Source organism: Collimonas sp., from assembly GCF_039923675.1.
Taxonomy (GTDB): domain Bacteria; phylum Pseudomonadota; class Gammaproteobacteria; order Burkholderiales; family Burkholderiaceae_D; genus Collimonas.
The window spans coordinates 53217-79616 of the sequence record NZ_JBDTCG010000010.1 but is presented as its reverse complement, the minus strand read 5'-3'; the positions used below and the strand labels follow the sequence as shown (position 1 = coordinate 79616).

The window sequence follows — 26400 nt, the reverse complement described above, 5'->3', positions numbered from 1 at the left end:
AATGCACTAATTAGACCCTTAACAACAAGGATCCCACTTGATGGCAGTGGCCGCACCTATCACCTGGCAGATGCGTGGACGCCACTTTATCATCAATCTCCTGGCCTTCGCCTTGTGCTATCCGCTTGCCAATTTGCTGGCGGCCCAGAAACACATCACGCGCAATGTCGCGCTGCCATTTGAAAGCGCGCTGCCGTTTGTGCCATGGATGATTATTCCCTATTTGAGTTCGGGGTTTTTCTTCGCCATCAGTTTTGCCTGGGTGCGCAGCGCCGACGATTTGCGGGTCTTGAGCCAGCGCCTGCTGCTGGCGACGGTGTGCGCGACCCTGGTGTTTGCCTGGTATCCGCTGCAGTTCAGCATGGCGAGGCCTGCAATCGACAATCCGTTGTTTGCCGGTTTGTTTGCGTTGCTCTCCGTGGTTGACCGGCCCTATAACCAGCTGCCTTCGCTGCATGTTGCATTCTGCTTTATCTTCTGGCGTTCGCTGCAAACATCGTTTGTACCCAAACCGGGCCGAACCATCCTGAGCGGCTGGCTGGCGCTGGTGGCGATCGCCACGGTGTTTACCTATCAGCACCAGGTCCTGGATGTGGTCGCCGGACTGATGCTCGGATGGGCAGCGACTTTGCTGGTCCGCCACGGCAGGATGCAAGCCAACGTCGCGTTCTATTATCTGATGGCGGCCGGAATTGTCTTGCTGCTCGGGGTGTCGGGTTTGCATTGCCGCGCAGGCCTGTATCTGGTCGCCAGCCTGTCGCTGGTCAGCTTCGCCTATTTCAGGGAGGATCGATTTTTCCTGCACAAAAGAGACGGCCGCCACCCGCTCTGGGTCTGGCTGCTGTACGCACCGTATCTTGCCGCTTACTGGCTGACCTGGCGCTGCGTACGCTGGCGCGAACGGCGCCGGCCGCCGTTGATGCAAATCGGCGACAGGCTGTGGATCGGACGCCGCCTGAGCGCCATCGAGGCAGAATTGCTGCCCGCGCAGTGCGTCGTGATCGATCTCGCCAACGAGCTCAGTGAAACGCCGAGCTTGCGCAAGCACGATTACCACTACTTTCCTTTGCCGGACCTGCGCTTGCCGCAGGCCGGCACGATCGACGACATAGTCGCGCTCATGATCCGTGAAACCGGAAAAGGGCAAACCATTTACCTGCATTGCGCGATGGGCTACAGCCGTAGTACATTGATTGCCAAACACTATATGGAAAAAATCGCCCAATGACGTTCTCGGTCTATCAGCTCAAGCCAAAATTCCAGCAACTGCTCAGTCCCTTGCTGAACGGCCTGGTGCGTCTGCGGATCACGCCCAATCAAATTACCTTGCTGGCGATGCTGCTGTCGCTGGTGTATGGCATTGCGCTGGCGTTTTCGCCGGAGCGTTTGTGGCTGTGGTTCGGCTTGCCGCTATTCCTGTTGTTGCGCATGGCCCTGAATGCCGTCGATGGCATGCTGGCGAACGCCACCGGCCAAAAGAGCCGCCTGGGCGCGCTATTGAACGAAATGTGCGATCAGGTTTCCGATATCGCCTTGTACTTGCCATTTGCACTGCTGGCCGGCGTTTTCGCTCCTTTGCTGGTGATCGTACTGGTGTCTGCCTTGCTGGCGGAATTCGCCGGTGTGCTGGCGACGACGATAGGGGCGCCACGCCGCTTCGACGGGCCGATGGGGAAGAGCGACCGGGCCGTTGCGTTCGGTCTCATCGCCCTGTTGTCCGGAGCAGGCGCCGCGTCGCACTGGCTGAATGCGGCGCTGCTCCTGGTTCTGTTGTTGTCGGTGTGGACCGTGTTCAACCGCCTGCAGCGGGCTCTGCGGCTTTCTGCGCCACAGACACCGTAAAAATCCCCGCGATGCCGATCTGGCTGGCAATCTTCCTGCAGCCGATACTAGCCACCAGCGCATCCATTTCAGCTTGCGGCCGTGGCCGCATCAGCCATGGCGCGCCGCGATGATTGGTCAGGGTCTGGGCAATCATGTTCAATTGCGGGTGCCAGGGTTGTCCGGTATAGATGATATGGCCGCCGGTTTTAAGCTGGCTGGCGATTCCCTGCATGGAACGCAGCACCACGGCGTTTTCGCTGAACAGTTCATACAGGCCGGAGACAATCACGATGTCATATTGTTGCTCGTCCGGCGGATAGCTGGCGGGATCGAAGGCATCGCGCAACTGATAGGCAACGGCAGTCGTCAGTTGCAGCTGATCGGCCAGTTTTTTCGCCTGTTCGAGGTTGTGTGCTTCAACATCGCGCAGGGTCACTTCGATGTCTTTATCCTGGAAGCGCTTGAGCGTCTCCAGCACATAGCGGCCCGAACCGGCGGCGATATCGAGGATGCGCAGCGGTTGCCCGCCCTGATGCTGCACGATCAGGTCGGCCAGCATCTGCTGCAGCTGCATCTTGCGCTGCCGGATGCCGCGCCAGCCGATCGCATCGAGATAGCCGCGGTCGATGGTCTTGCCGATCAGCAGGCCGCCGCCGGCCTGGTTGCGGTACACGTAATCGAGCGACGCGCCGGAGTCGAAACCATGCGTCTTGCCGATTTTCATGCCGTTGCTTAACGAGCCCAGTGTGCCAAGCATGGCCCGTTGCATGCCGTAGAACGCTTTGCCGATGGTGCTGCCGGTCTCGCCATTTTTCAAGGCCTCGTACTGGCTGGCGCTGTGGCTTTGCTGGTCGGCGTGATGGTAATGCTGTAACGGCAGCGGCGCTTGCGCGAAGCAATCATGGATGAATTTCCGGCTGGCCTCGATGGCTTCGCTGGCATCGCGCTCGTAAAAAATCGCGTGGTAGCAATCTTTCAGCAAGACATAGCGCTTCAACGGCGACGACAAGCGCTCGAAGAATTGTTTTTGCGGCGCTTGCTTTACCACGAAATCTTTTTCCGCGGCCAGCATCAGTATCGGCGTGTCGATTGCGGCCGCATCTTGCACGATGCGTTTCGCGGTATCCGCCAGATCAAGCAGCACCCGCGCCGAAATGCTTTTGGCGATCAGCTTGTCCTGGTCATAGGTTTTGGCCTGTTCCGCGGAATGGGTCAGCATGGAGGAGCGGATATAGCTGGTGACAAACAAGTCCGGCTTGAAGCAAGTCGCCAGGCGCAGCGCCGGTTTCGCCAGCGGCACATACAGATTGATATCGAAGGCCGCTGCCGCCATGATCACGCCGCGCACCCGCGGCGCATAGTCATGCAGCCAGGTGGCGGCGATGACGGCGCCAACGCTGTTGGCGACGATGAGCATGTTTTCCGGCAGGATGTCGTGGGCTTGCCGGATATGTTCGATGAAGGCGTTGAAATCCCGCACCAGTATTTCAAAACCTGGCGCGTCGCCACGTTCGCCCGGCGAATGGCCGTGGCCGCGGGCATCCCAGGCAAACGCCCAGTCTTCCTGGTAGCCGAACTGTTCCACCAGCGGCTGGATCCGGCCCGAATGCTCATGGCCGCGATGCAGGAAAACCAAGGCCCGCTTGACGCCGCCGGGGCGCGCGGTCTTCGGTTGCCAGGTCCGGTAGAACAAACGGGTTTGGTCGACGCTATCGAATCCCGATTCGATATTGTCCCATGCGGTGGGGCTTTCAATTTTCATCCTGAAAATCCTTGATGTGAAAAGTAAATGGCGAAATACAGCAAAGGCGCCGTGACCACCAGGCTATCGGCACGGTCCAGGATACCGCCATGGCCCGGAATCAGGCTGGAAAAATCCTTGATCCCTAAAAAACGTTTGGCGGCGGAAAACAGCATGTCCCCGGCGAAGCCGCCGAGCGACAGCAAGAGGGCATAGAACAGCAATTGCGGCAGCGCGGCCAGTTGCAGATAGCTGCCCAGCATGACCGATGCCAGCAGGCTGCACAGGATGCCGCCGATCAGGCCTTGCCAGGTCTTGTTGGGGCTGATCCGCTCGGCGATTTTTTGCTTGCCGAAGGATTTTCCGACGATGAATTGGCCGATGTCGTTCAAGGCGGTCAGCGCAAACAGGTAGAACAGCCAGGCGACCTTGGTTTCGGCGGTAAACGGTAAATGCATCAGCTGGATGATGAAGCTGATCCCGCAGCAGGTGGAGAAAAACAGCAGGAGCAGTAGCCGGCCGGTCTGTTTCCTGAACAAGAAACAGGCAAGCTGGAGCAAGACCAGCCCAGGTAAAAGGATGGTGGCAAAAAGAGGTTGTCGCCAACTGAGTAACGCGGCCAGGGCCAGCACCGTTATGCAATTGATCAGGAAGTGCCGTTGGACGCCGCGGTGATGCCGCTTCAGCTCGCGTAGCGCCAGGATGCAAATCAACAGCGCCAGCAAGGCGGGACCGAGGGGATAAAACAGCAAACTCAGCGTGACGAGCGGGAAAATCAGCCACCATGCATTGACCTGCAAGCGTAACTGGCTGTGCGCGGCCGCCCTGGTTTTAAATGCAGCGCCCAATGACGCCATCCCCAGCATCAGATACAGGACCAGTATGGCGGAGACGGTGGAAGGGCCGACGACCAGCGATGAGAGCACAGGGGGCCTTGTTGTCTAATGGGATGTTATGCTGAGTATAAGCTTTTTGATTATGTGATTGTCAATAATATTGCGTGAGACATTCTGGATCTGCATCAGCAATGCGACCAGAACATTCTGGTTTGCAGCTCATCCCGTTCGCGTCGCATGCGGTCGTACACGTGCGGCAATTGGCGGCGGTGGCTCATGCCGTTGAGCCAGTCGTAGCGTCGTCCCAAGGCCACGCAATCGACAGTCGGTTCAGTGCTGATAGATGTCACCGGTTCGATCACCCCGCCTGAAGGAGCTGGCTGGGCTTGGGCCAAGGCCGGCGGCCGCGGCCGGAAAGTATTTTCAACCGTCGCCCGGTCATAGCCGGGAATTACGGCATTGTCGATTATCTGCAAGGACTTGGCCTTGCTGCCTTGCGGGCAATCCTTGTCGGTATAGACGATCTTGCCATCGATGCTGCATTTGGCGATGGTGTTGCCGGCGGCGACAGGCGGCGCGCTGGCAAGTAGTGGCTGCGGGGCGCTACTGATGGCGGCGACTTGTGGCGGTGCTGTCACCGGCGCCAAGGGATTTGCTATCTGCGTGACCGTGGTGGCGGGGAGCGCCGTTTTGGCCTGGACCATCGGTTTTTTGCCGCTATCGGGAGTGACAGAGCGGTCGATCGCATATAACGCCGCACTGGCCAGCGCGATGGCCAGCAGGAAGGCGGCAAAGATCCGGGCGGTTGGGTGCATAAACAGGTGTGGAGGGTTGTCGGACCGCCAGGCTCTTGCTGCGAAGCGAGAGCCTGGCGGTTAATCGGTCAGTCTAGCCTGGATGCCATGATCAAGGCTGCAATTGGCCGCGAATTTCGCCGCCCGGATTGGTGGCGCTGTGGACATTGATATACAGGTTGCCGGCCAGGTAGCTGGCGTATTGGGCATCGCTGAACTTGGCGCCGTCCGGCACCGCCCATGTGTTATCGCCGACCTTTTGCAATGCAATCAGCACCGGGCCGTTTTTGCCGAGCGCGCCTTCATGGATATGCGCCACCTTGCCCTGTACGCCACGGGTATCGATGGTGCCTTTGACGGATTTGTCCGCTGCAATCACGATGGTCCCGCTGCCGCTGGCCGCCGAGCCGGTTGGCGGCACCTCATGGGCGCCATCCAGAGTCACCTCGCTGGTATGGCTTTGGTCCATCGACATGGTTGAACAGGCTCCCAGCAGCAACGCCAGGGCGATAGAAGCGAACAACGATGTCCTTACATTTTTTAGCAGGTTAGTCATTTGTTTTCCTTGGTTTTGTTTGAGGAGAGGCAAGTATTAGTGTAGTCCGCTTTTGGCTTTATGGAATCTTTTATGTAATTGCTTGACCTTGTAGTAACTACAGGGTTTTAAATGGAGCCATGCATGAAGAAGAGTAGCAAACACCATCATCGTGAAGGAACATCAAATGAGTTTTCTTAAAAATCTGCTGGGCCGGGGGCATCACGGCGGCGGCACATCTCAACAGCAAGGCGGCAACCATCATGGCCGGCCGCAGTCGCACGGCGGCGGCCAGCAAAATGATTGGGGGCGCAGCGCCGCCAGTCAAAACAATTGCGCCGGCTGCAATTCAGGAAATCAGGCCGGCGCTCGCTTTTGCCAGCAATGCGGCAATTCGCTGCAGCCGAAAAGCTGTGGCGGCTGCGGCGCCGCAAAAATCGCTGGCGCAAAATTCTGCAGCAATTGCGGTACGTCGCAATAACGCTGTACATTACATTCACGCCATTTTCGAAGGACGGTTTCCATGAGCGCAGGCCACACCCATGCCTTACCTAGCGGCGATAACGAAAGATACATCTGGATCGCACTAGGGCTGACCTCGACCTTTCTGGTGGTCGAGGTGGTCGGCGGCCTGGTCACCGGCAGCCTGGCGCTGATCTCCGATGCCGCGCATATGCTGACCGACACCATGGCGCTGGCGATCGCGCTGGCGGCGATCCGGATTGCGAAAAGAGCCGCCGATTCGCGCCGTACCTTTGGCTACCACCGCTTTGAGATACTGGCGGCGGCGTTCAATGCGGTGTTGCTGTTCCTGGTGGCGATCTATATCTTGTACGAGGCTTATCAACGGTTTCGCAGCCCGGCCGAAATCCAGTCGACCGGCATGCTGGTCATCGCCACCATCGGCCTGATCGTCAACCTGATCAGCATGCGCCTGCTCAGCAGCGGCAAGGATGCCAGTCTCAACGTCAAGGGCGCTTATCTCGAAGTCTGGAGCGACATGCTGGGCTCGATCGGCGTCATCGCCGGCGCCTTGCTGATCCGCTATACCGGCTGGTCCTGGGTCGACTCGGTAGTCGCGGTGCTGATCGGCGTCTGGGTCTTGCCGCGGACCTGGGTGTTGCTGAAGGAAAGTGTGAATATCCTGCTGGAAGGCGTACCGGATGGCATGGATATCGAACAGGTCCAGGCGGCGATGCGCACCGTCCCGGGTGTGGTGAGCGTGCATGATTTCCACCTGTGGGCGGTCACCAGCGGCAAGGCCAGCCTGACGGCGCACGTGGTCTACGACACGGCTTACTCGGCGGAACAGCAGTTGCTACCGGCGCTCAAGGAAATCCTGGCCTCGCAATTTGCGGTGTATCACACCACGTTGCAATTCGAGACCTTGCCGTGCGCGCATACGGAGGATGGCTGCAATTACAGTGCGCCGGCACAGCCGCATGATGAGGAATCGCATGCGCATGTCCATGGCTAGCGCTGCCATTGGCAGCTTCATTTGAGTAGCGCGCGCGGATGCAAGCCATGCAGAAGCTGGAGCCGGCGAGCCGAAAGAGCTTGGCGTAATCCGGTATAAATCAAGCCTGCAACGCCCAGGCGGCTCCGGCCGGGGTCTCCCAGCCGTGCAGAATCAGGTTTCCTGTCCGATCTCCACCCGGTTCTTGCCGCCGCGCTTGGCGCGGTATAACGCCTGGTCGGCCGCTTCCACCAGCTTTTCCTGTGAACTGCCGCGTTGCGGCACGATACTGGCGCCGCCGATGCTGATGGTGACTCTGGTGTCGTTGCTGGACGAAACGTGGGCGATGTTCAATGCATGTACCGCCTCTTGCAATTTGTCGGCCTGGATCTCCATGTGTTCGCGCGACATCGACGGCAGCACCAGCACGAACTCTTCGCCGCCGATGCGGGCCGCGAGGTCGGTCGGTCGGCGGGCAAAGCTGCCGATGCTTTCAGCCACCTGCTTGAGTGCGGTGTCGCCGGCCAGGTGGCCGTAGGTGTCGTTGTACAGCTTGAAATCGTCAACGTCGATCATCAGGAGCGAGAGCGGACTTTGCTCGCGTTCGGCGCGCTTCCATTCGGCGCTGAAATATTCGTCGAAATAACGACGGTTGGCGAGCCCGGTCAGACCGTCCGAATTGGTCAGCCGTTGCAGCTCCAGATTGGTTTCCAGCAGTTGCTGCTGACTCTGTCGCAAGGCTCGGTAGGCTTCGTCGCGTTGCAATAGATTTACATAGGAGCGCGAGTGATAGCGGATGCGCGCCACCAGTTCGATGGTGTCCGGCAGTTTCACCAGATAATCGTTGGCGCCGGCAGTGAATGCCGCGCTTTTGACCGCCGGGTCTTCGCGCGTCGAGAGTACGATGATCGGCACATTGCGGGTGCCGGGATTGGCGCGATACTGGCGCACTAGAGTCAGGCCGTCGATGCCGGGCATCACCAGGTCCTGCAGGATCACGGTGGGCCGGGTCCGTTGCGCGGCCTCGATCGCCTCGTCGGGATGCGCGCAATAGTGGAAATCGATATTGATCTGGTTGGCCAGGGCGCGCCGCACGGCTTCACCCACCATGGCTTGGTCGTCGACCAGCAGCACCATGACAGGATAATCGTCAGGCGGCTGATCGGTGTCGAGATTTAATTCGTTATTCATGAATACTCCGTATCTGAACTCACTATAGCTACTGTTTACTGATCAGACTGACCAGCTTATCTGCAATTCTGTTCACCGGCAGAATGGCGTCGGCCGCATTTAACTGTGCCGCCGCCTTCGGCATGCCGTATACCGCGCTCGATTCTCGATCCTGGGCGATCGTGTAATACCCCTTGTCGCGCATGGCCTTCAGGCCCAACGCGCCGTCCCGCCCCATGCCGGTCAGTAAAATGCCGATCGCCTTGCCGGCCCAGGTCTCGACCACGCTCTGGAAAAAGACATCGATCGACGGCCGGTACGGATAGCCGCTCGGCTGTTCGGTATAGCCCAGCTGGAACGGCCGGGTAAGCCGCAAATGGTCGTCGGTGCCGGCTAACAATACGGTGCCGGGAGCGGGACTGTCGCCGGCCAGCGCCAGCCGTACCGGCAGTTTCGACTGGCTGCCGAGCCAGTCAGCCATGCCGGCTGCAAACTGGGCGTCGACGTGCTGCACCACCACCAGGGCCGCCGGAAAATCCGCCGGCAGTTGCGACAGCAAGGTTGCCAGTGCCGCCGGACCGCCGGCCGATGCGCCTATGGCAACCAGATACTTTGAATTCGGCGCTTGCCGCGATGGCTTCTTGCTTGCGAAGCCGGCCGGAGCCGAAACCGACGCTCCGCTGTGCGGCAAATCGTCGGCCGGACTCTGGCGCTGGTTGATCAGTTTTTCGATCGAATCGATCTTGGCCAACAATGAATTGACGCCATTGCGCGGATGGCCGGCGAGGGCGGTCGGAGTATCGATCGCATCCAACGCGCCATAGGCCATGGCGTCATACACAGCCGAGACATTGGCGCCGACGTCGCCGGTGACCACCAGAATCGCGCACGGCGTGTGGGCCATGATGTGGCGGGTAGCGCCGACGCCGTCCAGCACCGGCATCATCAGATCCATCAGGATCAGGTCCGGCACTTGCCAGACGCACAATTCGATGGCGCGCTTGCCATCCTCCGCAATCCAGATGATTTCGTGATCCTGACGCAGCATCAGCGTGCGGCGCAACGCCTCTACCGCTATCGGGGCATCGTTGACGATACCTATTTTCATTGTCCGAGATTCCTTAGTCGAAAAAGTGTGTAATCGCGCCGGCAGCGCTTGCCATTCAACAGGTAACATTGATTGAATGAAAATATACACGCGTTCATCAGGTTTTTTGGACAAAAATAGGCGCTCAGGCGGGGAATCTAGGAACCGCCGGCTTCTCCGATCAGGTCTTCGACCGCTTGCAGCAAGGTCTCGTCATGGAAGCTGGCCTTGGCGAGATAGTAGTCGGCGCCGGCCTCCAGCCCGCGCTGGCGGTCTTCTTGCCGGTCTTTATAGGAGACGATCATCACTGGAATTGCTTTCAGCTGCAGGTTATTCTTGATTAATGTTACCAATTCGATGCCATCCATTCGCGGCATGTCGATATCGGTGATCACCAGGTCGAACGGCTCGCTGCGCAAAGCGTTCCAGCCATCCATCCCATCCACTGCGATGCGGACCGTGTAACCGCGGCTGCTGAGCAGCTTGCGCTCCAGCTCGCGCACGGTGAGCGAATCGTCGACCACCAGCACCCGCTTGCTGGTCTGGACTTGTTGCGGGCTGCTGCTGTCGTGAATCTTGTCAAGTTGGCCATGAGCAATCAGTTTGTCGACTGAATGCAGCATGTCTTCCACGTCCAGTATCAGCACCGGGGTGCCGTCTTCCATCAGCGCCGCTGCGGCAACGTCCTTGATCTTGCCGAGCCGCGCGTCCAGCGGCTGCACCACCAGCATGTGCTCGCCCAGCAGGCGGTCGACTTGCAAGCCGTAAGTGCGGGCCATGTCGCCAATTACCACCAGCGCGATGCCGTCGTCGCTGGGAGTACTTTCGCCACTCTGCAGAATCTGGCTGGCGGCGACCAGGCCGATCTGCCGTTCTTCAAAAGTGAAATGCTGGCGTCCTTCCAGCAATTCGATCTGGTCCTTGTCTACTATCATGGTGCGGTTCACATACGCCAGCGGAAAGGCGTAAGGCTCGCCGCCGATGCTGACCAGCAAACTGCGCACCAGCGACAGGGTTAGCGGTAGTTGCAGCTGGAAGCGCATGCCGCGGCCGCTTTCGCTGAAAATCTGGATCGTGCCGCGCATCCGCTTGAGCATGTTATGCACCACGTCCAGCCCGACGCCGCGACCCGAAATCTCGGTGACGGTATCGCGCATGCTGAAGCCGGGCAGCAGCAGGAAGTGCAGCAGTTCTGCATCGCTCAGGCGGGCGGCGGTCGCGTTATCGACCAGGCCGCGGGCGACGATGCTGGCGCGCAGCTGTTCAAGGTCGATGCCGTTGCCGTCGTCGCTGATGGTGATCTGCAACAGGCCGGCATGGTGCCGCGCTGCCAGCGTGATCACGCCTTCTTCGGCCTTGCCGGCGAGACGTCGTTGCGGCGCCGGCTCGATGCCGTGATCAAGCGCGTTGCGCAATAAATGCACCAGCGGCGCATCCAGCTGTTCGAGGATGTCGCGATCGACTTGGGTGGTCTCGCCACTGATCTCCAGCCTGACCTGTTTGCCCAGGCTACGTCCGAGATCGCGCGCCATGCGGTCATAGCCTACTACGCGATCGGCGAACGGCCGCATGCGGCAGGCCAGCGCCTGGTCGTACAGGCGTTGTGCGCGGCTGCTGTTGCGACGTTCGAAGAGCTCCAGTTCGCTCAGTCGTTCGACCAGCATTTTCTGGCAGGCGTCGACTTGCTGGCGGGTGTCCTGCAATGCCTGGAGCTGGGCTGCGGCGAGGCCGCTTTCGCGCAGCGTGTCATGCAGCAGTTCCACGGCTTGCACTGCGCTTTGCTGCAGGCGTTTGAGACGTAGCAAGGACTGGTTGAAAGCCGGCAGCCAGCGCGATTCCACCAGCGATTCGCCGGACAGGCTGACCAGCTGGTTCAGATGCGCTGCGGTGACGCGCAGCATGCGGTCGGAACTCTCGATCTTGTCTTGCGCTGGCAAATCGCCGAGTGTCGGCAGATCCGCCGATCCGGCTGCGGCGGCTGGTATCGTTTCCGACCCGCGGGCATTGTCGTCGGCTTGCAGCAAACTGTTATGCAAGCCTTGCAGGAAAATTTCGATTTCCTGGCGACCGCTGCCGGCTTGCCAGAGCTGCAGGTCTTCGGCGCTCTTGGCAATCCGTTGCAGCAAATCGACCCCATGCAACAGCTGGTCGATGCGGCGCGGGCCGAGCTGGATTTTTCCTTGCTGCGCCGAGACGAAGCAGTCCTCCATCACATGGGTGACGTCGACCCCGGCCTGTATGCCAACGATGCGCGCCGCGCCTTTGATCGAGTGGGCGGCCCGCATGCAGGCTTCCAGATCTTCGGGAGAGGCGCTGCGTTCGATTGCCAGCAAGCCGCTGCTCATGACTTGCGCCTGGGTTTCGACTTCCAGCCGGAACAGGTCCAGCATCGAGGCGTCGCGCATGTCGTCGGCGTTCATGCCAGGCTCCGATCCAGCGTATGAAATAGCAGTTCCTGATCCAGCAGGCCGACGCTATGGCCGTTCCATTGAATGACGGCGTAGGTGAAATGACCGGTGACGCGGGCCAGGGTGGTTGGCACCGGCTGCCTGGCGCTGGCCGCGATGCGCAAGGTGCCGTGTACTTCATCGGCGGTAAAAGCGGTAACCTGGCCGTTGCGCCGGATGATCAGCATGCGTCGCAGCAGCTCTTGGCGCGCCATCGGTTTGTTGTCGCCGGTGATGCCGAGCATAGCCGCCAGCGAGATGCAGGTCACCAGGGCGCCGCGGATGTTGGCGATGCCTAGCACCACGGCGTTTTTACGATGCGGTATGGCGTGTATGCTGCGCAATTCCGTAATCTCTTCCAGCAATGCGGTGGGCAGCGCCAGCCATTCCTCGCCGATACGAAACAGCAGGACTGAACCGAGGTCCGCAGTTTGTTCTTGCTGCGGTTCTGCCGGTTCGCTCCGGCTATCGGCAATATCTTCAATCTGCAGGCGATCCAGCAACTCGGCGGCGGCGCGCGCGTGCACCGGACAATTGCGGCAATCGATATGCTGCGCCAGCAGCTCGCAGGAGCCGTCGCCGCGGACACCAATACGGTTCCAGCAATCGTCGATCAGATGCGCCTCGCCGCTGTCCGGCTGGCCGGCAGAGGATTTGACGGCGCCGCTCATGATTGCCAATGCCGGTTGCGCCGACCGCGATTACATCCTGCCGGCACGGGCCGGCAACGCCACGCTGAGAGAAAGTGCAGGGCTGGTTTCATATCAGGACTGGTTGTTTTCAGTCGAACGCCGCGCGCGCTGCTGCAGCAGCCTGGCGCCGGCGAGATCGCCCTGGATTTGCAGCAGGGCGGCCAGATGCGTCATGGCGTCGGCATGCGTCGGCTCCAGATACAAGGCTTTTCGATAGCAATCTGCGGCGGCCTGTTTGCGGTCCGCGGCGTCATGGATGACGCCCATCAGATAGTAAGCCGCAGCCGAAGCGCCATGCTGTTTGATGTATTGTTCGCACAAGGCTGCGGCTTGTTCCAGCTTGCCCTGGTCGGCCAATAGCCGCACTTTATCCAGGCTGGCCTGGGACAACTGCGCGGCAGGGTTGGCGTCGGCTGGCTTTGCATTGGATGATGCGGTACGCGAAATGCTTGCGTTCGACGCCGGCCGCAGCCGTGGCGTCGGTTGCGGATACACGGTAGCCGGCGCGGCCGCGGTTTTGACGATTTCCTGTTTCGGCGGACCTTGGCGGAAGGCGAAAGCCATCGGCGCCTTGATCGGCGTCAGCTCATGCAACATCATCAAGGCGCTTTCCGCCGGCCCCACAAACATCAATCCCTCGGGCGCAAGCCGCTGGGTCAGCAGGGTCACCGCAGCATGTTGCGTAGGGCGATCGAAGTAGATCAGCAAATTCCGGCAAAAAATGATGTCGTAAGGCGCTTCTCCCATCAGCAGATCGTAGGCGAACAGATTGCTTTGCGAGAAGCGCACCTGCTGCCGCACCGTCTCCGATAGCGCATAGCCTTGTTCATTGAGCGCGAAGTAGCGGTCCCGGAAACTGAGAAATTCACCCCGGAAAGAATTCTTGCCATACACCGCCTGCCGCGCCACATGCAGCGATTGCGGACTGATGTCGATCGCATCGATCTGGAAATGCTGCGGCGGCACGCCGGCGTCCAGCAAGGCCATCGCGATCGAGTAAGGTTCTTCGCCGGTAGAGCAGGGCAGGCTCAGAATGCGCAAGGGCTGGCTGCTGTTTATCAGCCTCGGCCAGCGCTGCTGCAGCTGCACCATTTCCTGGAATGCTTCGCGGTTGCGGAAAAACCAGGTCTCCGGCACGATCACGGATTCAATCAGCTGCAACTGTTCCGGTTCCGACATCTGCAGCAGCAGCCAGTAGGCATCCAGATCATCGACGCCGCAATGGCCTTGCCGTTCCTGCAGGGCGCGTTCCAGCATGGGGCGGCCGATGGATTGGATATCCAGCCCCATGGTGCGCTTCAGCATGATTTCAAATTTCGCCAGAGGCATTATTTCTCCGGACCCGGGAATAGTTGCGCCCGCACTTCAGGCGGCAGCAAGTCTTGCACCTGGACTGCTTGAATCAGGCCGCGGACATCGTCTGTCACCGGTCCCAGATAGGGCGCTCCACCATGATCCAGCCCGCTGTCGCGGAAATCGGATGGTTCGCGGCGCATGATTTCGCTGGCCTTTTCCAGCACTAGTCCGAGCAGGCGGCTATCCGGCCCCGGCGCCGGATAATGCACCAGCACCAGGCGGGTGCTCAGGCGCTGCCGCGACGGCCTGCCGGTGGCAAGCTGGCTGAGATCGATCACCGGCACCGACTGGCTGTGATAGCTGAACACGCCGGCCACCCATGGCGCGGTTGCCGGTATCTGTTTCAGCTTGACCAGCGACAGCACCACTGCGACCTGGCTAGTATCCAGTGCGTAATGGTCTTGATCGATTTGGAACAATAAAAAAAGCATGTGGTGGCTATGTCTGGTCTTTGTTCGTGCGTGCGTAAAATGCCGGCCTGCTTAAGTTGTCTTTATTGAATTGTCTTCAATTTGAAGCGCGATACGCCATTGCGCAAGCCGTTTGCCGTCAACGTCAATTCATCAATCGCCTGGCTCGACTGGCGTAGCGATTCAACGCTTTGCTGGGCGGCTTCGCTCAGTTGTCCCAGCGCCTGGCTGATCTGTTCGGCGCCCACGGCTTGCGCCTGCACGCCTTCATGAACCGACTGGAAGCGTGGCGTCAGCGCCTGCACTTGCTGGATGATTTGCGAGAGCTGGGCGCCGACGTTTTGCACATCGGCGATGCCGCGCCGGACTTCTTCGGAAAATTTATCCATGCCCATCACGCCGGCCGACACCGCCGACTGGATTTCCTTGACCATCTGTTCGATGTCGTAGGTGGCGACGGCGGTCTGGTCTGCCAGGCGGCGGATTTCAATCGCCACCACGGAGAAACCGCGGCCATACTCGCCGGCTTTCTCGGCTTCGATGGCGGCGTTCAACGACAACAGATTGGTTTGACCGGCCACCTTGGTGATTGTAGTAACCACCTGATTGATATTGCTGGCTTTCTCGTTGAGGATGGCCAGCTTGGCGTTGACCGAGCCGGCGGCATCCATCACGTGGTGCATGGTGTCTTCCATCTGCGTCAGGCCGGCCTGGCCGGCGCCGCCCAGCCGCGCTGCTTCTTCGGCGCCCGAGGATACTTCATTCATGGTGCTGACCAGTTCGCGCGAGGTCGAATAGATTTCGCGGGAAGTGGCGCCGATCTCGGTGGTGGTGGCGGCGGTCTCGTTGGCGGTGGCTTGCTGCTGTTTGGCGGTGGCGGCGATTTCGACTACCGAGGTAGTCACCTGGATCGCCGATTTTTGCGCTTGCCCGACCAGCCCGGTCAACTCATCCGACATGCGGTTGAGGCCGACTTCCAGCGCATGGAATTCGTCGTGGCGATTAAGGTTGAGGCGCTGTGACAGATCGCCGGAACGGATCACCTCCAGCGCGGCAACCAGTTCCCGCATTGGCCGCGTGATGGCGCGCAACAGGAAGAAACCGCAAACCAGCGCCACCACCAGAGCGATGACCAGCACCGTCAGCAATGTGCTCTTGGCGACGATCACTGCAGCTTCGATCTTGTCGACCGAGCGCACTTCAGACTGCTGGTTGAAATCGCGCAACTGGGTAGCGGCATTGCGTCCTTGCAGCCACGCCGGCAGCAGTCCTTCTATTAGCAGACTGTGAGCTTGGGCGTTCTTTTGCGAGTCGTCCAGTTTCAAGACTTCCGCCATGAGCGGCGCATATTGGGCGCGCGCAGCCTTGAATGCATTGAAATTGCTACGGTCCTGGGCCTCAAAAACGGTCTTCTCATAGTCGACCAGGAGCTTGTCCATTTTCTCGTTGTCGGACTGCAGCGTCGCCAGATCCTGTTTGCGTTGTTCTGGCTGGGTATCGACTGCAATCACCTGCAGGATCAGCAAATAGCTTTGGAACCAGGTCGAGCGGATGCCTGTGCTCAATTCGAGGCCCGGCATGGAATCAGTCTGGAAACTGTTGGTTTCATGCTCGATCGCTTGCAGCTTCAGATAGCTGATGCCGGCCATGAATCCCATCAGCAGCAAAATCACGCCGAAACTGACAAGCATTCGTTGACGAATAGTCCATTGCTTCACGTGTTTCTCTCCTGTCGTTGATTGGTGCGTGCTGCTTGCCGTGTTCGCGCGCATATCTGGAAATTGCTTATGTGGCAATTGCGCTGAAATGATGTCTTTCTAAGCGGATACAATAAACCAGCCAGATCGAAAGTGGTGGAAATTTCGGCGTCGGCGAGGTTGTGTAGGGCGCGATTATTGCAGATTTTTAATTCCGAATTTGTAGAGCATTGTTAAATGTCGCAGGTAACAATTGAAAACACATTTCTACACATGTGTTTCGCGATAAAGAGCGCGTAATTAATAGCGAACTAATAGCGAACGTGATCGCCAACTGACCAATCAAAAAAATATCCGATCGTGGATTTCCTGCGCAACCCTTCAGTTTTCCCGATGCGCTGCCGTTTCCCTGTTCAACGCTTATCAGGCGTGGCAGCGTGCGCTGGCGCGGGTGAAGGCCATGCGTTACGGCAAGGACGGCCATTTTTCGATATCGTCGTCGAACGAAGTGATGGTCATGCATCCCATCAAGCCGGAGCTGGACGGTAAGAAAGTGAGCGACTTCAAGGACCCCGAGGGCAATCTGGTGTTTGTCCTGATATTGGGCGCGCTGTCCGCTTATTCCAATCGCAGCATGCTGCAGGCGATTGGCGGCAATCCAGAGGTACGTCCGGGCCGCCGCCCACAAGAAGCCGAGGGTCAAGCTGGCAGTATCAAATGCGGCAGAATGGGAAGCTTTTCAAGATACCCGAGACTAATTGCCCCGCCAGCCGTCGTCGTCGACATCTTGGTTGAAAGAAAAGATTTTGCATCTCTCTCAGGATGTATACTTGGAGGCGATCGCAAACGGCAGGCGCACATGATGTTTTTATCATCGCCGCCTTGATTTGCGTCCTACCTACCTATTGATCGAGACTACTCCATGCGTTTGAATTTCCTCTCCGTCGAATCGATTTCGGCCGACCGTCCGGTGGGCGTCTTATGACTGCGTCCGAACAGCCGATGATTCATTGGATCGAGGACGATCAGCCGCGTTCGGCCCACTGGCGCTCGGAAAGCGGCAATCCGGCGCCGAAACGGGTGGTGCTTGCAGATGACCGCATGACCGCCGACATCGCTTACCGGCTGGCCTGCGAAGGCACCGGCATGCTGTGGCGCGGCGACTTCCAGAATGCCCGCCAACTGTTGCAGGCGCTGGCGCGCCGGGCCGAGCCTAAACCGAAGAAGCGGCCCAAGCTGCCGGCCTCGCCGACCGATGCCTTCAATCTGCATCGCCAGGCGCAATCGCAGCGCGCCCGCACGCTCGGCATGCTGTTGCTGCCGTTCGAAGCCGATTACAGCATGCCCTTGCGGCGTGCGCCCGATGTGCAGCAAGCTTGCAATGAAGCCTATGGCGCCTCGACCGAACCGTTCGTGACTTCGTTGCGCGAATTGCTGGGGCTTATCGGCGCCCATGAATGGCGCAAGAAAGGCGTCGAGATTCCGGCGCTTGGCGAACGCATCCATCCGCATTACGGCGTGTATTCGCCGGTACGCGGCGAATACATAGGCCTGGTGGCCGAGGCGCCGCTGCCATCTACCAAGCTGGCGTTCGATATCGGCACCGGCACCGGCGTGCTGGCAGCGTTGCTGGCAAAACGCGGCGTGGCAAGCATCGTCGCGACCGACATGGATCCGCGCGCACTGTCCTGCGCCAAGGAAAACCTGTTGCGGCTGAACCTGGACGGACAGGTAAAACTGGTCCAGGCCGACCTGTTTCCCGAAGGCCGGGCGCCACTGGTGATTTGCAATCCGCCATGGATTCCGGCGCGGCCCAGTTCGCCCATCGAACACGCTGTCTATGATCCGGAAAGCCGCATGTTGCGCGGTTTCCTGAGCGGCCTGGCAGCGCACTTGGAGCCAGGCGGCGAGGGCTGGTTGATCTTGTCCGATCTGGCCGAGCATCTCGAACTGCGTTCACGCGACGAGTTGTTGGCGGCGATTGCCGCGGGCGGGCTCAAGGTGGTCGGGAAGATCGATGTCCGGCCACAGCATCCCAAGGCGTCGGACCAGAGCGATCCCTTGCACGCCGCGCGCGCGGCGGAACTGACATCCTTGTGGCGGCTGGCCGCGGCCTGATGGTTTTACCTTGAAGCTAACGGTTCGAAGCACCAGGACGGGGTTGCGTCTGCGGTGCTGCGTCAAAGTAATTGCAATGAGGATAATATTTATTGTAAATTCTTCGGCTTCCTGTGACCTGGTATGCCATTCAGGGCACGGCGCATAGCCTTAAGGAGCGGCAATAATTTTTCGCATGCGCGCAACCGCCCACGCCAGCCAGCGCATCGAAGCAGTCTTGAATACAAGCCTGAAGGTTGATCACGTGCAGCTGGTGGCGGCGTGCAATGCGCTGCGCGAGTTGATCGAACAGTCCTGATCGATCAACTGTGGGCGGGGCAGCAATCCGGTTTGCGACATCTCTCCTGCTTTACTCTTATCCTCTTCATCTAAAACAGCTATAGTCTCTATATCGAATTCGTCTATGCCGCGCAGGTGGCGTTGCCGGATCAGGAATCAGTAATCCGACTTGATATGGAGAACGTATGGCGTCTGTTCATTTGCAAAGCAGTAGTGGTTATGTCCAGCAAATCCAAGCCCGCTCGCATCAGTTTCGCGCCGACGAGCCGCTAGACAACGGCGGCACCGATAGCGGTCCCGCACCTTACGAATTGCTGCTGGGCGGCTTGGCCGCCTGTACCTCGCTGACCTTGCGCATGTATGCCGACCGCAAGCAATGGGAATTGGGCCTGATCGATGTCCGACTGCGTTTTTCCCGCGATGAACAAGGGGTGGAAAAGATTGATCGCACGATCGCTTTCGGCGCCGAGTTGAGCGAAGCGCAAATCGCCAGGCTGGCTGAAATCTGCGAAAAGACACCAGTCACCAAAACCATCCGCCAGGGCACGCCGATTGCTACCGTCTTGCAACGGGTCGCGCTCGATGCCGCCAGCTAAATATGGATAACTACAGCTAATCACCATTGAGGAGAAACACATGACGAAAATAGTCGGAATAGCGGGGAGTTTGCGCAGCGGGTCAATCAACGCTGCACTGCTCCGCGCCGCAGTCGATCTGATGCCCGCTGGTTCCTCGCTGGAAATCGGCACCATCAAAGGCATCCCTTTGTATGACGGCGACCTGGAGCAGGCCGAAGGCATTCCCGCCGCGGTATCGGTATTGAAGGAACAGATCGCGGTTGCCGACGCGCTGTTGCTGGTGACGCCGGAATACAATAATTCGATGCCGGGCGTATTCAAGAATGCGCTCGACTGGTTGTCGCGGCCGCCGGCTGACAGCGCGCGCATTTTCAGCGGCAGGCGGGTCGCCGTCATCGGCGCCTCGCCAGGCGGCTTCGGCACCATCCTGTCGCAGAACGCCTGGTTGCCGGTGCTGCGCACGCTGGGCATGCAGCCGTGGTTTGGCGGCCGCCTGATGGTATCGCGCGCCGGCAAGGTATTCAACGAGAACGGCGAACTGGTGGATGAACAAGTGCGCGATCAATTACGGGAATTCAACCGGAATTTCGTTGAGTTCCTGAAAAATTAAACCGGCCTGGCGAAGGATGAAATGAAATATAAAGATTATTACAGCGCGCTAGGGGTCGAGCGTACTGCCACGGTGGCTGAAATCAAGCAGGCTTACCGTAAATTGGCGCATAAATATCATCCGGATGTCTCCAAGGATCCTGCCGGCGAAGAGAAATTCAAGGATATCGCCGAAGCCTACTCGACGCTGAAAGATGCGGAGAAGCGCGCAGCCTACGATCAGCTTGGCAGCCATCAGTCCGGCGAAAACGTCGAACCGCCGCATTCCTGGCAGCAGGGCTTCAGCGATGGCGGCACCTCGTTTGGCGACGTCGACATGGCCGATATCCTGGCGGCATTTGCAGCATCGCGGCAGGGCGGTGCAGGCGGTGGCCGGCCGCGGCCGAGCCGAGGCGAAGACTATGAAGTCAACGCGCCGATCACGCTGGAGCAGATCTACGATGGCGGCGAAACCGATGTCCGCCTGAGCATGCCGGAATACGATGAGCACGGAAAATTGCACCGGGTGCCGCGCACCTTCCGCGTGCGCATTCCGAAGGGAGCTGAAGACGGCCAGCGATTGCGCCTGGCAGGCAAAGGTGGGCAGGGTGGCGATGGTGGCAAACACGGCGACCTGTATGTGATGATGAAGCTGATTCCGCATCCTCTATATCGGGTAACCGCCAAAGATTTGTACTTCGATTTGCCGCTGACGCCTTGGGAGGCAGTGCTGGGCGCGACTGTCCAGGTGCCGACTTTGGGTGGCAAAGTTGAATTGAGCATTCCTGCCGGCACCGCCGCCAATCGTCAGTTCCGGCTGGCCAAACGCGGACTGCCGTCCGCCGGCGGCGAACAAGGTAATCTCTATGCGGTGGTCAGGATAGAAGTGCCGAAGACAGCCACTGCGCGCGAGCGCGAGTTGTTTGAACAGCTCGCTGCGGAATCGACTTTCAACCCTCGTCAGCATTTGAGTTAAGGAGAGCGGGAATGGCTAGTCAGTTGGTAGAAGCCGTTTGGTTAAACGACGCTGATGCATGTTCACTGGATGAGCTGGCGGAATATTCCGGGCTGAGCCAAGCCGAACTGGCTGAACTGGTGGCGCTTGGCGCGATTGAGTCGGAAAAAGCGTCGGAAATTACGCCAGAAGCTGAGCCGAGCCGCAGTACGGCCGCAGGATATGTATTTCGCTCTCAAACCATCGTGGTCGCCAGGACGGCGCGGCGCCTGCGCGATGATTTCGAGCTGGATATCCAAGGCCTGGCGATGGCTCTCAATCTGCTGCACCGGATCCAGGCGCTGGAAGCCCGGCTGGCTGCGGCAGATGCGCGCTTGCCGCATCCTGCCTAACCCGGCCCGGGTTTTCTCGCAGGTGCAGCGGCCTTCTTACGCGCGATCGGCGAGGTTCGGCGTTTCTTTGCCGCTCGATGGCGTGCGGGGCGTGTCAGTGTTGAAGTTTGATGGTATGGACAAGCTGATGAGAATGATTGGGCAAGAAATTGATTCTCGGGCATTATTCCATGCTTGTCTTCAGGCTGACCAGAATCTTTGCCGGTGGTTTGCAAAGTGAAAGTGGAGGGCGACAGATCGCCGGCGCACGGTGAAACCAGTCAGACCTGCCTGACAGGGCCGGGATATTGCGCGACCTGCGCATCGACAGTCAGCAAAATGATGCCTTCGACCGTGGCTTGGGCGACAAGAATGCGGTCGAAAGGGTCTTTATGGATGGCAGGCAGGCTCTCGATTGCTACTGCGTGCTCGCTACCGATCGCCAACTCGCTGTAGCCATTGTCGAGCAGGCCGCGCCGCAGCAGCCGGGCATCAACCTGGAAGTCAGCTCGGCCGAGGCTGCGTTTGATGGCTATTTCCCATAGGCTGGCTGCGCTGAAGAACAATTCATTTTCCTGCGAGCCGAGCAGAGCAAGCGCCGCCGCAGAGAGGCGATCCGGCGCGCCTGCGGCCCATAGCAGCAAATGGGTGTCCAGCAATAATTTCATGCCTCGCCGCCGAACAACTGCTCGATCACGTAGCTACCCATGCGGTCGAAGTCGTCCGGGACGGCAATCTGGCCTGCCATGAAACCCAGTCGCTTCAACTGGCCTGCCTCCGGCGCGTTGAGCGGCATGACCTTGACCAGTGGTTTGCCCGCTTTAGCGATGACGAAAGACTCGCCTTTGGCAGCCTGTTCGACGAGGCGCGACAAATGTGTTTTGGCTTCGTGGATGTTAAAAGTTTGCATGCTGTTTCTGTATGGACTAAGTTTAGTTAGTCTAGTCCATATCTGGTGGCGCCGCAAGTTGGTGCTGGCCGGGTTGTCAGGTTTCGTTGCAGGGTGTTCCAATATTGGGGCATGCATGATGGCAACTCCGTTGGATTTTTAGAAATATAAATGCACCGTTATTTAATATTGCGGGAGATCGCTAAATGATGGCGCATTAGGGCAGATGCCCATTCCCGGTTGTCGTTTTCCAGTGCCTCGATGATTTGCAAATGTTCCTTGCATGAATCAATTCGGCGCGGGTCGCGGTAAAGCGCGATATGTTCATCCGTGCGCCTTAACTGATTTTGCTGCTGCATCGCCTGTAACACGAAACGATTGTTGGAGAAGCGGGCAAGCATTTCGTGGAACGCCGCGTTGAGGGAAAAGAAGGCACTGACCGGATAGTCGGCTTCCGTTTGCTGCAGTAATTTTTCATGCGCCAGCCGGCTGTTCTGGAGCTGGCCGGCATCGATCCTGAAACTGCTTTCCAGCAGCCCGCCGCATTCCACCATGGTACGGAACTGATAGCTTTCCTGGATCTGTTCGGGAGTGTTGACAATCGGCGGGAAATTCCAGCCCTGGCCCCGCCGCTTCTCGATCAACCCTTCCGCCGCCATGCGCACGAGGGTTCCTCTTAGCAGGCTGCGCGAGACCGAATAATGCTCCAGAAAATCCGTTTCGGTCATGGTGTCAGGCAATAGATCATGCGCGCGGTCGGTAATCAGTTGCCGGTACAGGGCATCGCCACTTATTCCGGCCACAACATTATCCGAAGTGGGCTTGGGCGTTGTGTTGGCGCTGACGAAGTAGCCACTGTTGACGTGATAGTCCAACAACTCTTGCTGCGCCACCAGACGTAATGCAGCCTTCACCGGCGTTCGCGAAACATCGAACTGACTTGCCAATCCCTCTTCGGTCAGATGCGTTCCGACCGATAATTCACCGGTAGTAATTTGCTGAATCAAGCGGTTCGCCAGATCGAGTTGCAACGGGCTAGGGCGGCCTGGGTGTTTGATTTTGCTCATTCTTTCGCCGCAGAAATAGTTGGAAACACATTCAATTCGATGTTAATTGATTAATATCATATGTGTAACCATCTAGGCAAGCGCGTGGGAAAGCGTGTTTCTTTAAGATATTTCTTGGAAAGACGGATCCGATTGGTTTTATTAAAAAATTAATATAATGTGCAAATGAAAATTGTCTTTTGATTAACTGTTGAAGTGAGTTCCGGTGTGACCCGCTGCCGGATAACGACGCAGATATCGATTGTTTCCCCGGAAAGGTCTCGAGGTTGCTTTGCCAACGTGGACTTTGACGGTGGCGTCGGGACATTCGGGCAAGGGCTGCCTGATATAAACCGGCGGTTTGGCGACGGTTCAATATTCCTTGATGGCTTCGACGCTGATATGCAGCGTTACCGCATCGCTGACAAACGGTACGTAGCGCCCCAGCTTGTAATCGCTGCGCAAGATGCTGGCGGAGCCGTTGGCGCCGCAGGCCTGCTTGCCGTAGATGAGCATGAAGCGGCAATTGAAATTGCTGATTTGTAGAGTAACCGGATGGCTGATGCCCTTGATTGTCAGGTCGCCGTCCACTTGCGTCAGTTGCGGGCCGTCAAATTGCAGGCTGGAGGATTTGAAAGTGATCTTGGGAAAATTGGCTGTGTCGAAGAACTCGCCGGTGCGCATGATCTGGTTGAAGCCATCGCTGCCGGTGCTGATCGATGTCGCATCAATGTCAATTTCTATATTGCCGCTCTGGCTGTCGCGGTCAAGCTCGATCGAACCGGTGGTGATGTCGAAGCGGCTGCGCTGCATCGACAATCCCCAGTGGTTGTATTCGAAATACGAAAACGTGTGCTCGCTATCGATCAGGTAGCGGTCGGCGGCGCTGCTGCCGTTGCTGCCAAACGCCAGCAGCAGCATGGAAGAGCGCAGCAGATTCTGCAAAGTGAAAATCCGGATGGTTGGCATGGTTGTGTGGCGCTTTACATATTCTTGATTGCGTCTCAGCGGCTTCGCGCCGTTTCCATCATCCTGCCTTAGTCTCGCCTGGAACGATAGAGATATTACCGATATTTTTATTCCGTAGGATATAAAATACTTGTCCCACGACTTGCACAAATCCATCCTACTTTCGGAGCGTCGCCATGTATGAGCTGTATATCGCCAATAAAAATTATTCGTCCTGGTCATTGCGCCCGTGGGTGCTGATGCGTGAACTGGGGCTGGCGTTCAACGAACGTCTTGTGCCGTTTTCCGATGGCGGTATCGGCGCCAACTGGGATGCCTTCCGCAGTTTTTCGCCTACCGGAAAAGTCCCTGCGCTAAAAGATGGCGATACAGCCGTCTGGGACTCGCTGGGAATAATCGAATATCTGGCCGAGCGGCATACGGGTGTCTGGCCGGCGGATTCCCGGGCCCGGACCTGGGCTCGTTGCGCCGCCGCCGAGATGCACTCCGGTTTTGGCGCATTGCGTGAACACTGCACCATGAATTGCGGCATCCGGGTCAAGCAGGGGCAGATACCGGCGGCGCTCACGCGCGACATCGCACGACTGGACGAGTTGTGGGGTGAAGGTCTGCAGCGCTTTGGCGGGCCTTTCCTGGCGGGAGACAGCTTTGGCGCCGTCGACGCATTTTTTGCCCCCGTGGCTTTCCGCGCGCAAACCTATGGTTTGATCCTGAGTCCGGTGGCGCAAGCTTATGCAAACCGGCTGTTGAGTTTGCCATCAATGCAGCAATGGCAAGCTGACGCCCTGCTGGAAACGTGGCGTGAGCCGGGCCACGAAGCGGAAGTCAAGGCGGCCGGCATCTTGCTGGAGGATCTGCGCAGCGTAGCCTGATATTGCCCCTATAATAATGCACATGTTTCCCCTTAACGACGACAAACTGCTGCGCATTACCGATTCGCTCGCCATCTCGCTGAGCGAAATCGAGATAAGCGCCGTCCGCGCGCAAGGGCCGGGCGGCCAGAATGTCAACAAGGTATCTTCGGCAATCCACTTGCGGTTTGATATTCCGGCCTCGTCGATCCCCGAGTTCTACAAGGAAAAGCTGCTGGCCTTGAACGACCAGCGGATTACCAAGGACGGTGTCTTGATCCTCAAGGCGCAGCAATCCCGCAGCCAGGAAAAAAACAAGGCCGAGGCCTTGCTGCGCCTGCAGGAACTGTTGTTGGGTGTGACTGTGATTCAGAAAAAGAGAAGGCCGACGGCGCCCAGTCGCAGTTCCCAGCTAAAGCGAGTCGACAGCAAAACCCGCCGCGGCAAAGATAAAGCCATGCGTGGCAAGGTGTCGCTTTAATACCTGCAGTCTCTAAGCCAGGACCAGGCGCAAGCGGGTAATTTCGGAAGGTGCAAAAAGGCGCTTCGGCGGTCCCCAATAACCGGTGCCACGGCTGGTATACACCCATAGATCACGCAGGCGATTCAGCCCGGCGGTGTACGGTTGCTGTAAAGGCACAAACAAATTCCAGGGAAAGAATTGGCCGCCGTGCGTATGGCCGGACAGTTGCAGGTCGAAGCCGGCATCGGCCGCTGCGGCGGCGGAGCGGGGTTGATGCGCGAGCAGCAGCTTGACGGCGACATGCTGCGGACTGCCCGCCAATGCCGCTTGCGGATCACTGCGCTCGGCTTCATCGAAATGATGGGCGCTGAAGTCGGTAACGCCGGCCACCAGCAGAGATGCATCCTGATGCTTCAGAACCACGTGCTCATTCATCAAAACCGTCAATCCGAGCCTGCGCACTTCGGCCACCCATTCCGGTGCGTTGGAATAATACTCATGATTGCCGGTGACAAAGTAGGCGCCGTGGCGCGATTGCAAATTGGCCAGCGGCGCGGTATGCGGGGCCAGTTCTTGCACGCTGCCATCGACCAGGTCGCCGGTAATGGCAATCATGTCGGCTTTGAGGGTGTTCACCTTGTTGACGATCGCATCCAGATAGCCGCGTTTGATGGTCGGGCCGACATGAATATCGCTGATCTGGGCGATGGTGAATCCCTGCAGCCCGACAGGCAGGTCGCGGATGGGAATATCCACATCGACTACCGCCGCCAGGCGGCGCGCATTGAAATAACCGATCACGCTAGAGAGCGCTGAGACCAGCAGTACCGCCAGCGCGCTCCAGGGTCCAAGCCGGTCGCTGTGCAGGCCGAACCACGGCAGCGTCAGCAGGCAGATTTCACGCAGCAGGGTGCTGACAAACAGGGACGAAAATATGCCCATGGCCAGCATGCCCGCCCACGCCAGCAGGTCAGACAAAGGTTGCTGTTTGATGACGCGGCCCAGCATCCCTGCGGGTATCAGTACAAACGACAATAGCAGCCATATGCCGAGCAAGGCTTGCAGTAGCGGCATTGCGGTCAAGGCGGGCATCAACAACCAACCGATCAGGGCGTGTAGCACGCCCAGCAAGAGCAATACAGTCAGGATGGCAAAACGGGATGGCATGTGGAAACCTGTGAAAAGGGAGAAGAGCGTAATTTGCTGAGCGGCAACAGCTGCCATGCTTTTCACCCATATTAGGGCGGG

At 58.5% G+C, this 26400-nt stretch carries 29 protein-coding genes; 13 read left to right on the top strand and 16 right to left on the bottom strand.

The annotated features are described in order from the left end of the window. The first annotated feature begins 40 nt into the window (after positions 1 to 40). Positions 41 to 1228, top strand: a complete 1188-nt coding sequence (locus ABI171_RS01975; RefSeq protein ID WP_348090935.1) for a phosphatase PAP2 family protein — start codon at positions 41 to 43, stop codon at positions 1226 to 1228. Beyond that, on the top strand, positions 1225 to 1842 hold the full coding sequence (locus ABI171_RS01970; RefSeq protein WP_348090934.1) for a CDP-alcohol phosphatidyltransferase family protein: 618 nt from the start codon (positions 1225 to 1227) through the stop codon (positions 1840 to 1842). Before ABI171_RS01975 ends, ABI171_RS01970 begins: the two co-directional genes overlap by 4 nt. On the opposite strand, the gene ABI171_RS01965 is transcribed toward ABI171_RS01970, so the two are convergent. The 4 genes from ABI171_RS01965 to ABI171_RS01950 form a co-directional block, all read right to left on the bottom strand. Next, positions 1793 to 3586: a bifunctional alpha/beta hydrolase/class I SAM-dependent methyltransferase gene (locus tag ABI171_RS01965; protein WP_348090933.1), complete on the bottom strand. Its 1794-nt coding sequence runs from the start codon at positions 3584 to 3586 to the stop codon at positions 1793 to 1795. The two genes, ABI171_RS01970 and ABI171_RS01965, sit on opposite strands and share 50 nt — an antisense overlap. Further along, entirely contained in the window at positions 3583 to 4491 is a 909-nt protein-coding gene (locus ABI171_RS01960; protein WP_348090932.1) for a phosphatidate cytidylyltransferase, read from the bottom strand. Before ABI171_RS01960 ends, ABI171_RS01965 begins: the two co-directional genes overlap by 4 nt. Before the next feature lie 95 nt (positions 4492 to 4586). Beyond that, complete coding sequence (locus ABI171_RS01955; RefSeq protein WP_348090931.1) at positions 4587 to 5216, bottom strand: hypothetical protein; 630 nt, start codon at positions 5214 to 5216, stop codon at positions 4587 to 4589. A gap of 91 nt (positions 5217 to 5307) precedes the next feature. Further along, positions 5308 to 5751 carry a CHRD domain-containing protein gene (locus ABI171_RS01950; RefSeq protein ID WP_348090930.1) on the bottom strand — a complete coding sequence of 148 codons (444 nt, stop codon included), beginning with the start codon at positions 5749 to 5751 and terminating at the stop codon, positions 5308 to 5310. Between the two features lie 166 nt (positions 5752 to 5917). Here ABI171_RS01950 and ABI171_RS01945 point away from each other — a divergent pair, with 166 nt between their 5' ends. Continuing rightward, entirely contained in the window at positions 5918 to 6211 is a 294-nt protein-coding gene (locus ABI171_RS01945; RefSeq protein ID WP_348090929.1) for a zinc ribbon domain-containing protein, read from the top strand. 42 nt (positions 6212 to 6253) lie between these two features. After that, positions 6254 to 7207 (top strand): cation diffusion facilitator family transporter, encoded by a 954-nt coding sequence (locus tag ABI171_RS01940; RefSeq protein WP_348090928.1) that lies wholly within the window; start codon positions 6254 to 6256, stop codon positions 7205 to 7207. 153 nt (positions 7208 to 7360) lie between these two features. Here the strand turns inward: ABI171_RS01940 and ABI171_RS01935 are convergent, their stop codons facing one another. The 7 genes from ABI171_RS01935 to ABI171_RS01905 form a co-directional block, all read right to left on the bottom strand. After that, the gene (locus tag ABI171_RS01935) at positions 7361 to 8377 is read right to left on the bottom strand and encodes a diguanylate cyclase (RefSeq protein WP_348090927.1); all 1017 of its coding nucleotides are present in this window, start codon (positions 8375 to 8377) and stop codon (positions 7361 to 7363) included. 28 nt (positions 8378 to 8405) lie between these two features. Next, positions 8406 to 9464, bottom strand: coding sequence for a chemotaxis response regulator protein-glutamate methylesterase (locus ABI171_RS01930; protein ID WP_348090926.1), 1059 nt, complete (start codon positions 9462 to 9464; stop codon positions 8406 to 8408). Positions 9465 to 9601: 137 nt separating this feature from the next. Further along, on the bottom strand, positions 9602 to 11863 hold the full coding sequence (locus tag ABI171_RS01925; protein WP_348090925.1) for a hybrid sensor histidine kinase/response regulator: 2262 nt from the start codon (positions 11861 to 11863) through the stop codon (positions 9602 to 9604). After that, on the bottom strand, positions 11860 to 12561 hold the full coding sequence (locus tag ABI171_RS01920) for a chemotaxis protein CheW (RefSeq protein WP_348090924.1): 702 nt from the start codon (positions 12559 to 12561) through the stop codon (positions 11860 to 11862). The genes ABI171_RS01925 and ABI171_RS01920 overlap by 4 nt, the downstream gene beginning before the upstream one ends. 93 nt (positions 12562 to 12654) lie before the next feature. Continuing rightward, positions 12655 to 13911 carry a CheR family methyltransferase gene (locus ABI171_RS01915; RefSeq protein WP_348090923.1) on the bottom strand — a complete coding sequence of 419 codons (1257 nt, stop codon included), beginning with the start codon at positions 13909 to 13911 and terminating at the stop codon, positions 12655 to 12657. Continuing rightward, entirely contained in the window at positions 13911 to 14369 is a 459-nt protein-coding gene (locus ABI171_RS01910; protein ID WP_348090922.1) for a chemotaxis protein CheW, read from the bottom strand. The genes ABI171_RS01915 and ABI171_RS01910 overlap by 1 nt, the downstream gene beginning before the upstream one ends. 62 nt (positions 14370 to 14431) lie before the next feature. Next, entirely contained in the window at positions 14432 to 16066 is a 1635-nt protein-coding gene (locus ABI171_RS01905) for a methyl-accepting chemotaxis protein (protein WP_348090921.1), read from the bottom strand. A gap of 313 nt (positions 16067 to 16379) precedes the next feature. Here ABI171_RS01905 and ABI171_RS01900 point away from each other — a divergent pair, with 313 nt between their 5' ends. The 7 genes from ABI171_RS01900 (at position 16380) to ABI171_RS01870 (ending at position 20955) form a co-directional block, all read left to right on the top strand. Beyond that, positions 16380 to 16931 (top strand): cache domain-containing protein, encoded by a 552-nt coding sequence (locus ABI171_RS01900; RefSeq protein ID WP_348090954.1) that lies wholly within the window; start codon positions 16380 to 16382, stop codon positions 16929 to 16931. Positions 16932 to 17026: 95 nt separating this feature from the next. Further along, positions 17027 to 18163, top strand: a complete 1137-nt coding sequence (locus ABI171_RS01895; RefSeq protein WP_348090920.1) for a class I SAM-dependent methyltransferase — start codon at positions 17027 to 17029, stop codon at positions 18161 to 18163. 175 nt (positions 18164 to 18338) lie between these two features. After that, positions 18339 to 18461, top strand: a complete 123-nt coding sequence (locus tag ABI171_RS01890) for a hypothetical protein (protein ID WP_348090919.1) — start codon at positions 18339 to 18341, stop codon at positions 18459 to 18461. Positions 18462 to 18627: 166 nt separating this feature from the next. Then, positions 18628 to 19038 carry an OsmC family protein gene (locus ABI171_RS01885; RefSeq protein ID WP_348090918.1) on the top strand — a complete coding sequence of 137 codons (411 nt, stop codon included), beginning with the start codon at positions 18628 to 18630 and terminating at the stop codon, positions 19036 to 19038. Between the two features lie 40 nt (positions 19039 to 19078). Then, positions 19079 to 19630 (top strand): NADPH-dependent FMN reductase, encoded by a 552-nt coding sequence (locus ABI171_RS01880; RefSeq protein ID WP_348090917.1) that lies wholly within the window; start codon positions 19079 to 19081, stop codon positions 19628 to 19630. A 21-nt stretch (positions 19631 to 19651) separates the two neighbouring features. Beyond that, positions 19652 to 20584 (top strand): DnaJ C-terminal domain-containing protein, encoded by a 933-nt coding sequence (locus tag ABI171_RS01875; RefSeq protein ID WP_348090916.1) that lies wholly within the window; start codon positions 19652 to 19654, stop codon positions 20582 to 20584. Positions 20585 to 20595: 11 nt separating this feature from the next. Continuing rightward, positions 20596 to 20955, top strand: a complete 360-nt coding sequence (locus ABI171_RS01870) for a chaperone modulator CbpM (protein ID WP_348090915.1) — start codon at positions 20596 to 20598, stop codon at positions 20953 to 20955. Positions 20956 to 21215: 260 nt separating this feature from the next. On the opposite strand, the gene ABI171_RS01865 is transcribed toward ABI171_RS01870, so the two are convergent. The 4 genes from ABI171_RS01865 to ABI171_RS01850 all read right to left on the bottom strand — a co-directional run bounded on the left by ABI171_RS01865 (position 21216) and on the right by ABI171_RS01850 (position 23838). Then, positions 21216 to 21602 (bottom strand): type II toxin-antitoxin system VapC family toxin, encoded by a 387-nt coding sequence (locus ABI171_RS01865; protein WP_348090914.1) that lies wholly within the window; start codon positions 21600 to 21602, stop codon positions 21216 to 21218. Next, positions 21599 to 21844 carry a type II toxin-antitoxin system prevent-host-death family antitoxin gene (locus ABI171_RS01860; protein WP_348090913.1) on the bottom strand — a complete coding sequence of 82 codons (246 nt, stop codon included), beginning with the start codon at positions 21842 to 21844 and terminating at the stop codon, positions 21599 to 21601. The genes ABI171_RS01865 and ABI171_RS01860 overlap by 4 nt, the downstream gene beginning before the upstream one ends. A 158-nt stretch (positions 21845 to 22002) precedes the next feature. Then, positions 22003 to 22890, bottom strand: a complete 888-nt coding sequence (locus ABI171_RS01855; protein WP_348090912.1) for a GntR family transcriptional regulator — start codon at positions 22888 to 22890, stop codon at positions 22003 to 22005. Positions 22891 to 23241: 351 nt separating this feature from the next. Beyond that, on the bottom strand, positions 23242 to 23838 hold the full coding sequence (locus tag ABI171_RS01850; protein WP_348090911.1) for a YceI family protein: 597 nt from the start codon (positions 23836 to 23838) through the stop codon (positions 23242 to 23244). 176 nt (positions 23839 to 24014) lie between these two features. On the opposite strand from ABI171_RS01850, the gene ABI171_RS01845 reads away from it, so the two are divergent. Both ABI171_RS01845 and arfB read left to right on the top strand, forming a co-directional pair. Then, positions 24015 to 24710 carry a glutathione S-transferase family protein gene (locus ABI171_RS01845; protein ID WP_348090910.1) on the top strand — a complete coding sequence of 232 codons (696 nt, stop codon included), beginning with the start codon at positions 24015 to 24017 and terminating at the stop codon, positions 24708 to 24710. A gap of 46 nt (positions 24711 to 24756) precedes the next feature. Continuing rightward, on the top strand, positions 24757 to 25170 hold the full coding sequence (gene arfB, locus ABI171_RS01840) for an alternative ribosome rescue aminoacyl-tRNA hydrolase ArfB (RefSeq protein ID WP_348090953.1): 414 nt from the start codon (positions 24757 to 24759) through the stop codon (positions 25168 to 25170). Positions 25171 to 25182: 12 nt separating this feature from the next. Here the strand turns inward: arfB and ABI171_RS01835 are convergent, their stop codons facing one another. Then, positions 25183 to 26319 carry a metallophosphoesterase gene (locus ABI171_RS01835; RefSeq protein WP_348090909.1) on the bottom strand — a complete coding sequence of 379 codons (1137 nt, stop codon included), beginning with the start codon at positions 26317 to 26319 and terminating at the stop codon, positions 25183 to 25185. Positions 26320 to 26400 lie beyond the last annotated feature (81 nt).

Excerpts from the sequence above, each read along its gene's own strand:
- ABI171_RS01975 (WP_348090935.1), top strand. The coding sequence starts at position 41 with ATGGCAGTGGCCGCACCTATCACCTGGCAGATGCGTGGACGCCACTTT.
- ABI171_RS01970 (WP_348090934.1), top strand. The coding sequence starts at position 1,225 with ATGACGTTCTCGGTCTATCAGCTCAAGCCAAAATTCCAGCAACTGCTC.
- ABI171_RS01965 (WP_348090933.1), bottom strand. The coding sequence starts at position 3,586 with ATGAAAATTGAAAGCCCCACCGCATGGGACAATATCGAATCGGGATTC.
- ABI171_RS01955 (WP_348090931.1), bottom strand. The coding sequence starts at position 5,216 with ATGCACCCAACCGCCCGGATCTTTGCCGCCTTCCTGCTGGCCATCGCG.
- ABI171_RS01950 (WP_348090930.1), bottom strand. The coding sequence starts at position 5,751 with ATGACTAACCTGCTAAAAAATGTAAGGACATCGTTGTTCGCTTCTATC.
- ABI171_RS01945 (WP_348090929.1), top strand. The coding sequence starts at position 5,918 with ATGAGTTTTCTTAAAAATCTGCTGGGCCGGGGGCATCACGGCGGCGGC.
- ABI171_RS01940 (WP_348090928.1), top strand. The coding sequence starts at position 6,254 with ATGAGCGCAGGCCACACCCATGCCTTACCTAGCGGCGATAACGAAAGA.
- ABI171_RS01935 (WP_348090927.1), bottom strand. The coding sequence starts at position 8,377 with ATGAATAACGAATTAAATCTCGACACCGATCAGCCGCCTGACGATTAT.
- ABI171_RS01930 (WP_348090926.1), bottom strand. The coding sequence starts at position 9,464 with ATGAAAATAGGTATCGTCAACGATGCCCCGATAGCGGTAGAGGCGTTG.
- ABI171_RS01925 (WP_348090925.1), bottom strand. The coding sequence starts at position 11,863 with ATGAACGCCGACGACATGCGCGACGCCTCGATGCTGGACCTGTTCCGG.
- ABI171_RS01920 (WP_348090924.1), bottom strand. The coding sequence starts at position 12,561 with ATGAGCGGCGCCGTCAAATCCTCTGCCGGCCAGCCGGACAGCGGCGAG.
- ABI171_RS01915 (WP_348090923.1), bottom strand. The coding sequence starts at position 13,911 with ATGCCTCTGGCGAAATTTGAAATCATGCTGAAGCGCACCATGGGGCTG.
- ABI171_RS01910 (WP_348090922.1), bottom strand. The coding sequence starts at position 14,369 with ATGCTTTTTTTATTGTTCCAAATCGATCAAGACCATTACGCACTGGAT.
- ABI171_RS01895 (WP_348090920.1), top strand. The coding sequence starts at position 17,027 with ATGACTGCGTCCGAACAGCCGATGATTCATTGGATCGAGGACGATCAG.
- ABI171_RS01890 (WP_348090919.1), top strand. The coding sequence starts at position 18,339 with ATGCGCGCAACCGCCCACGCCAGCCAGCGCATCGAAGCAGTCTTGAAT.
- ABI171_RS01885 (WP_348090918.1), top strand. The coding sequence starts at position 18,628 with ATGGCGTCTGTTCATTTGCAAAGCAGTAGTGGTTATGTCCAGCAAATC.
- ABI171_RS01880 (WP_348090917.1), top strand. The coding sequence starts at position 19,079 with ATGACGAAAATAGTCGGAATAGCGGGGAGTTTGCGCAGCGGGTCAATC.
- ABI171_RS01875 (WP_348090916.1), top strand. The coding sequence starts at position 19,652 with ATGAAATATAAAGATTATTACAGCGCGCTAGGGGTCGAGCGTACTGCC.
- ABI171_RS01870 (WP_348090915.1), top strand. The coding sequence starts at position 20,596 with ATGGCTAGTCAGTTGGTAGAAGCCGTTTGGTTAAACGACGCTGATGCA.
- ABI171_RS01865 (WP_348090914.1), bottom strand. The coding sequence starts at position 21,602 with ATGAAATTATTGCTGGACACCCATTTGCTGCTATGGGCCGCAGGCGCG.
- ABI171_RS01860 (WP_348090913.1), bottom strand. The coding sequence starts at position 21,844 with ATGCAAACTTTTAACATCCACGAAGCCAAAACACATTTGTCGCGCCTC.
- ABI171_RS01855 (WP_348090912.1), bottom strand. The coding sequence starts at position 22,890 with ATGAGCAAAATCAAACACCCAGGCCGCCCTAGCCCGTTGCAACTCGAT.
- ABI171_RS01850 (WP_348090911.1), bottom strand. The coding sequence starts at position 23,838 with ATGCCAACCATCCGGATTTTCACTTTGCAGAATCTGCTGCGCTCTTCC.
- ABI171_RS01845 (WP_348090910.1), top strand. The coding sequence starts at position 24,015 with ATGTATGAGCTGTATATCGCCAATAAAAATTATTCGTCCTGGTCATTG.
- ABI171_RS01835 (WP_348090909.1), bottom strand. The coding sequence starts at position 26,319 with ATGCCATCCCGTTTTGCCATCCTGACTGTATTGCTCTTGCTGGGCGTG.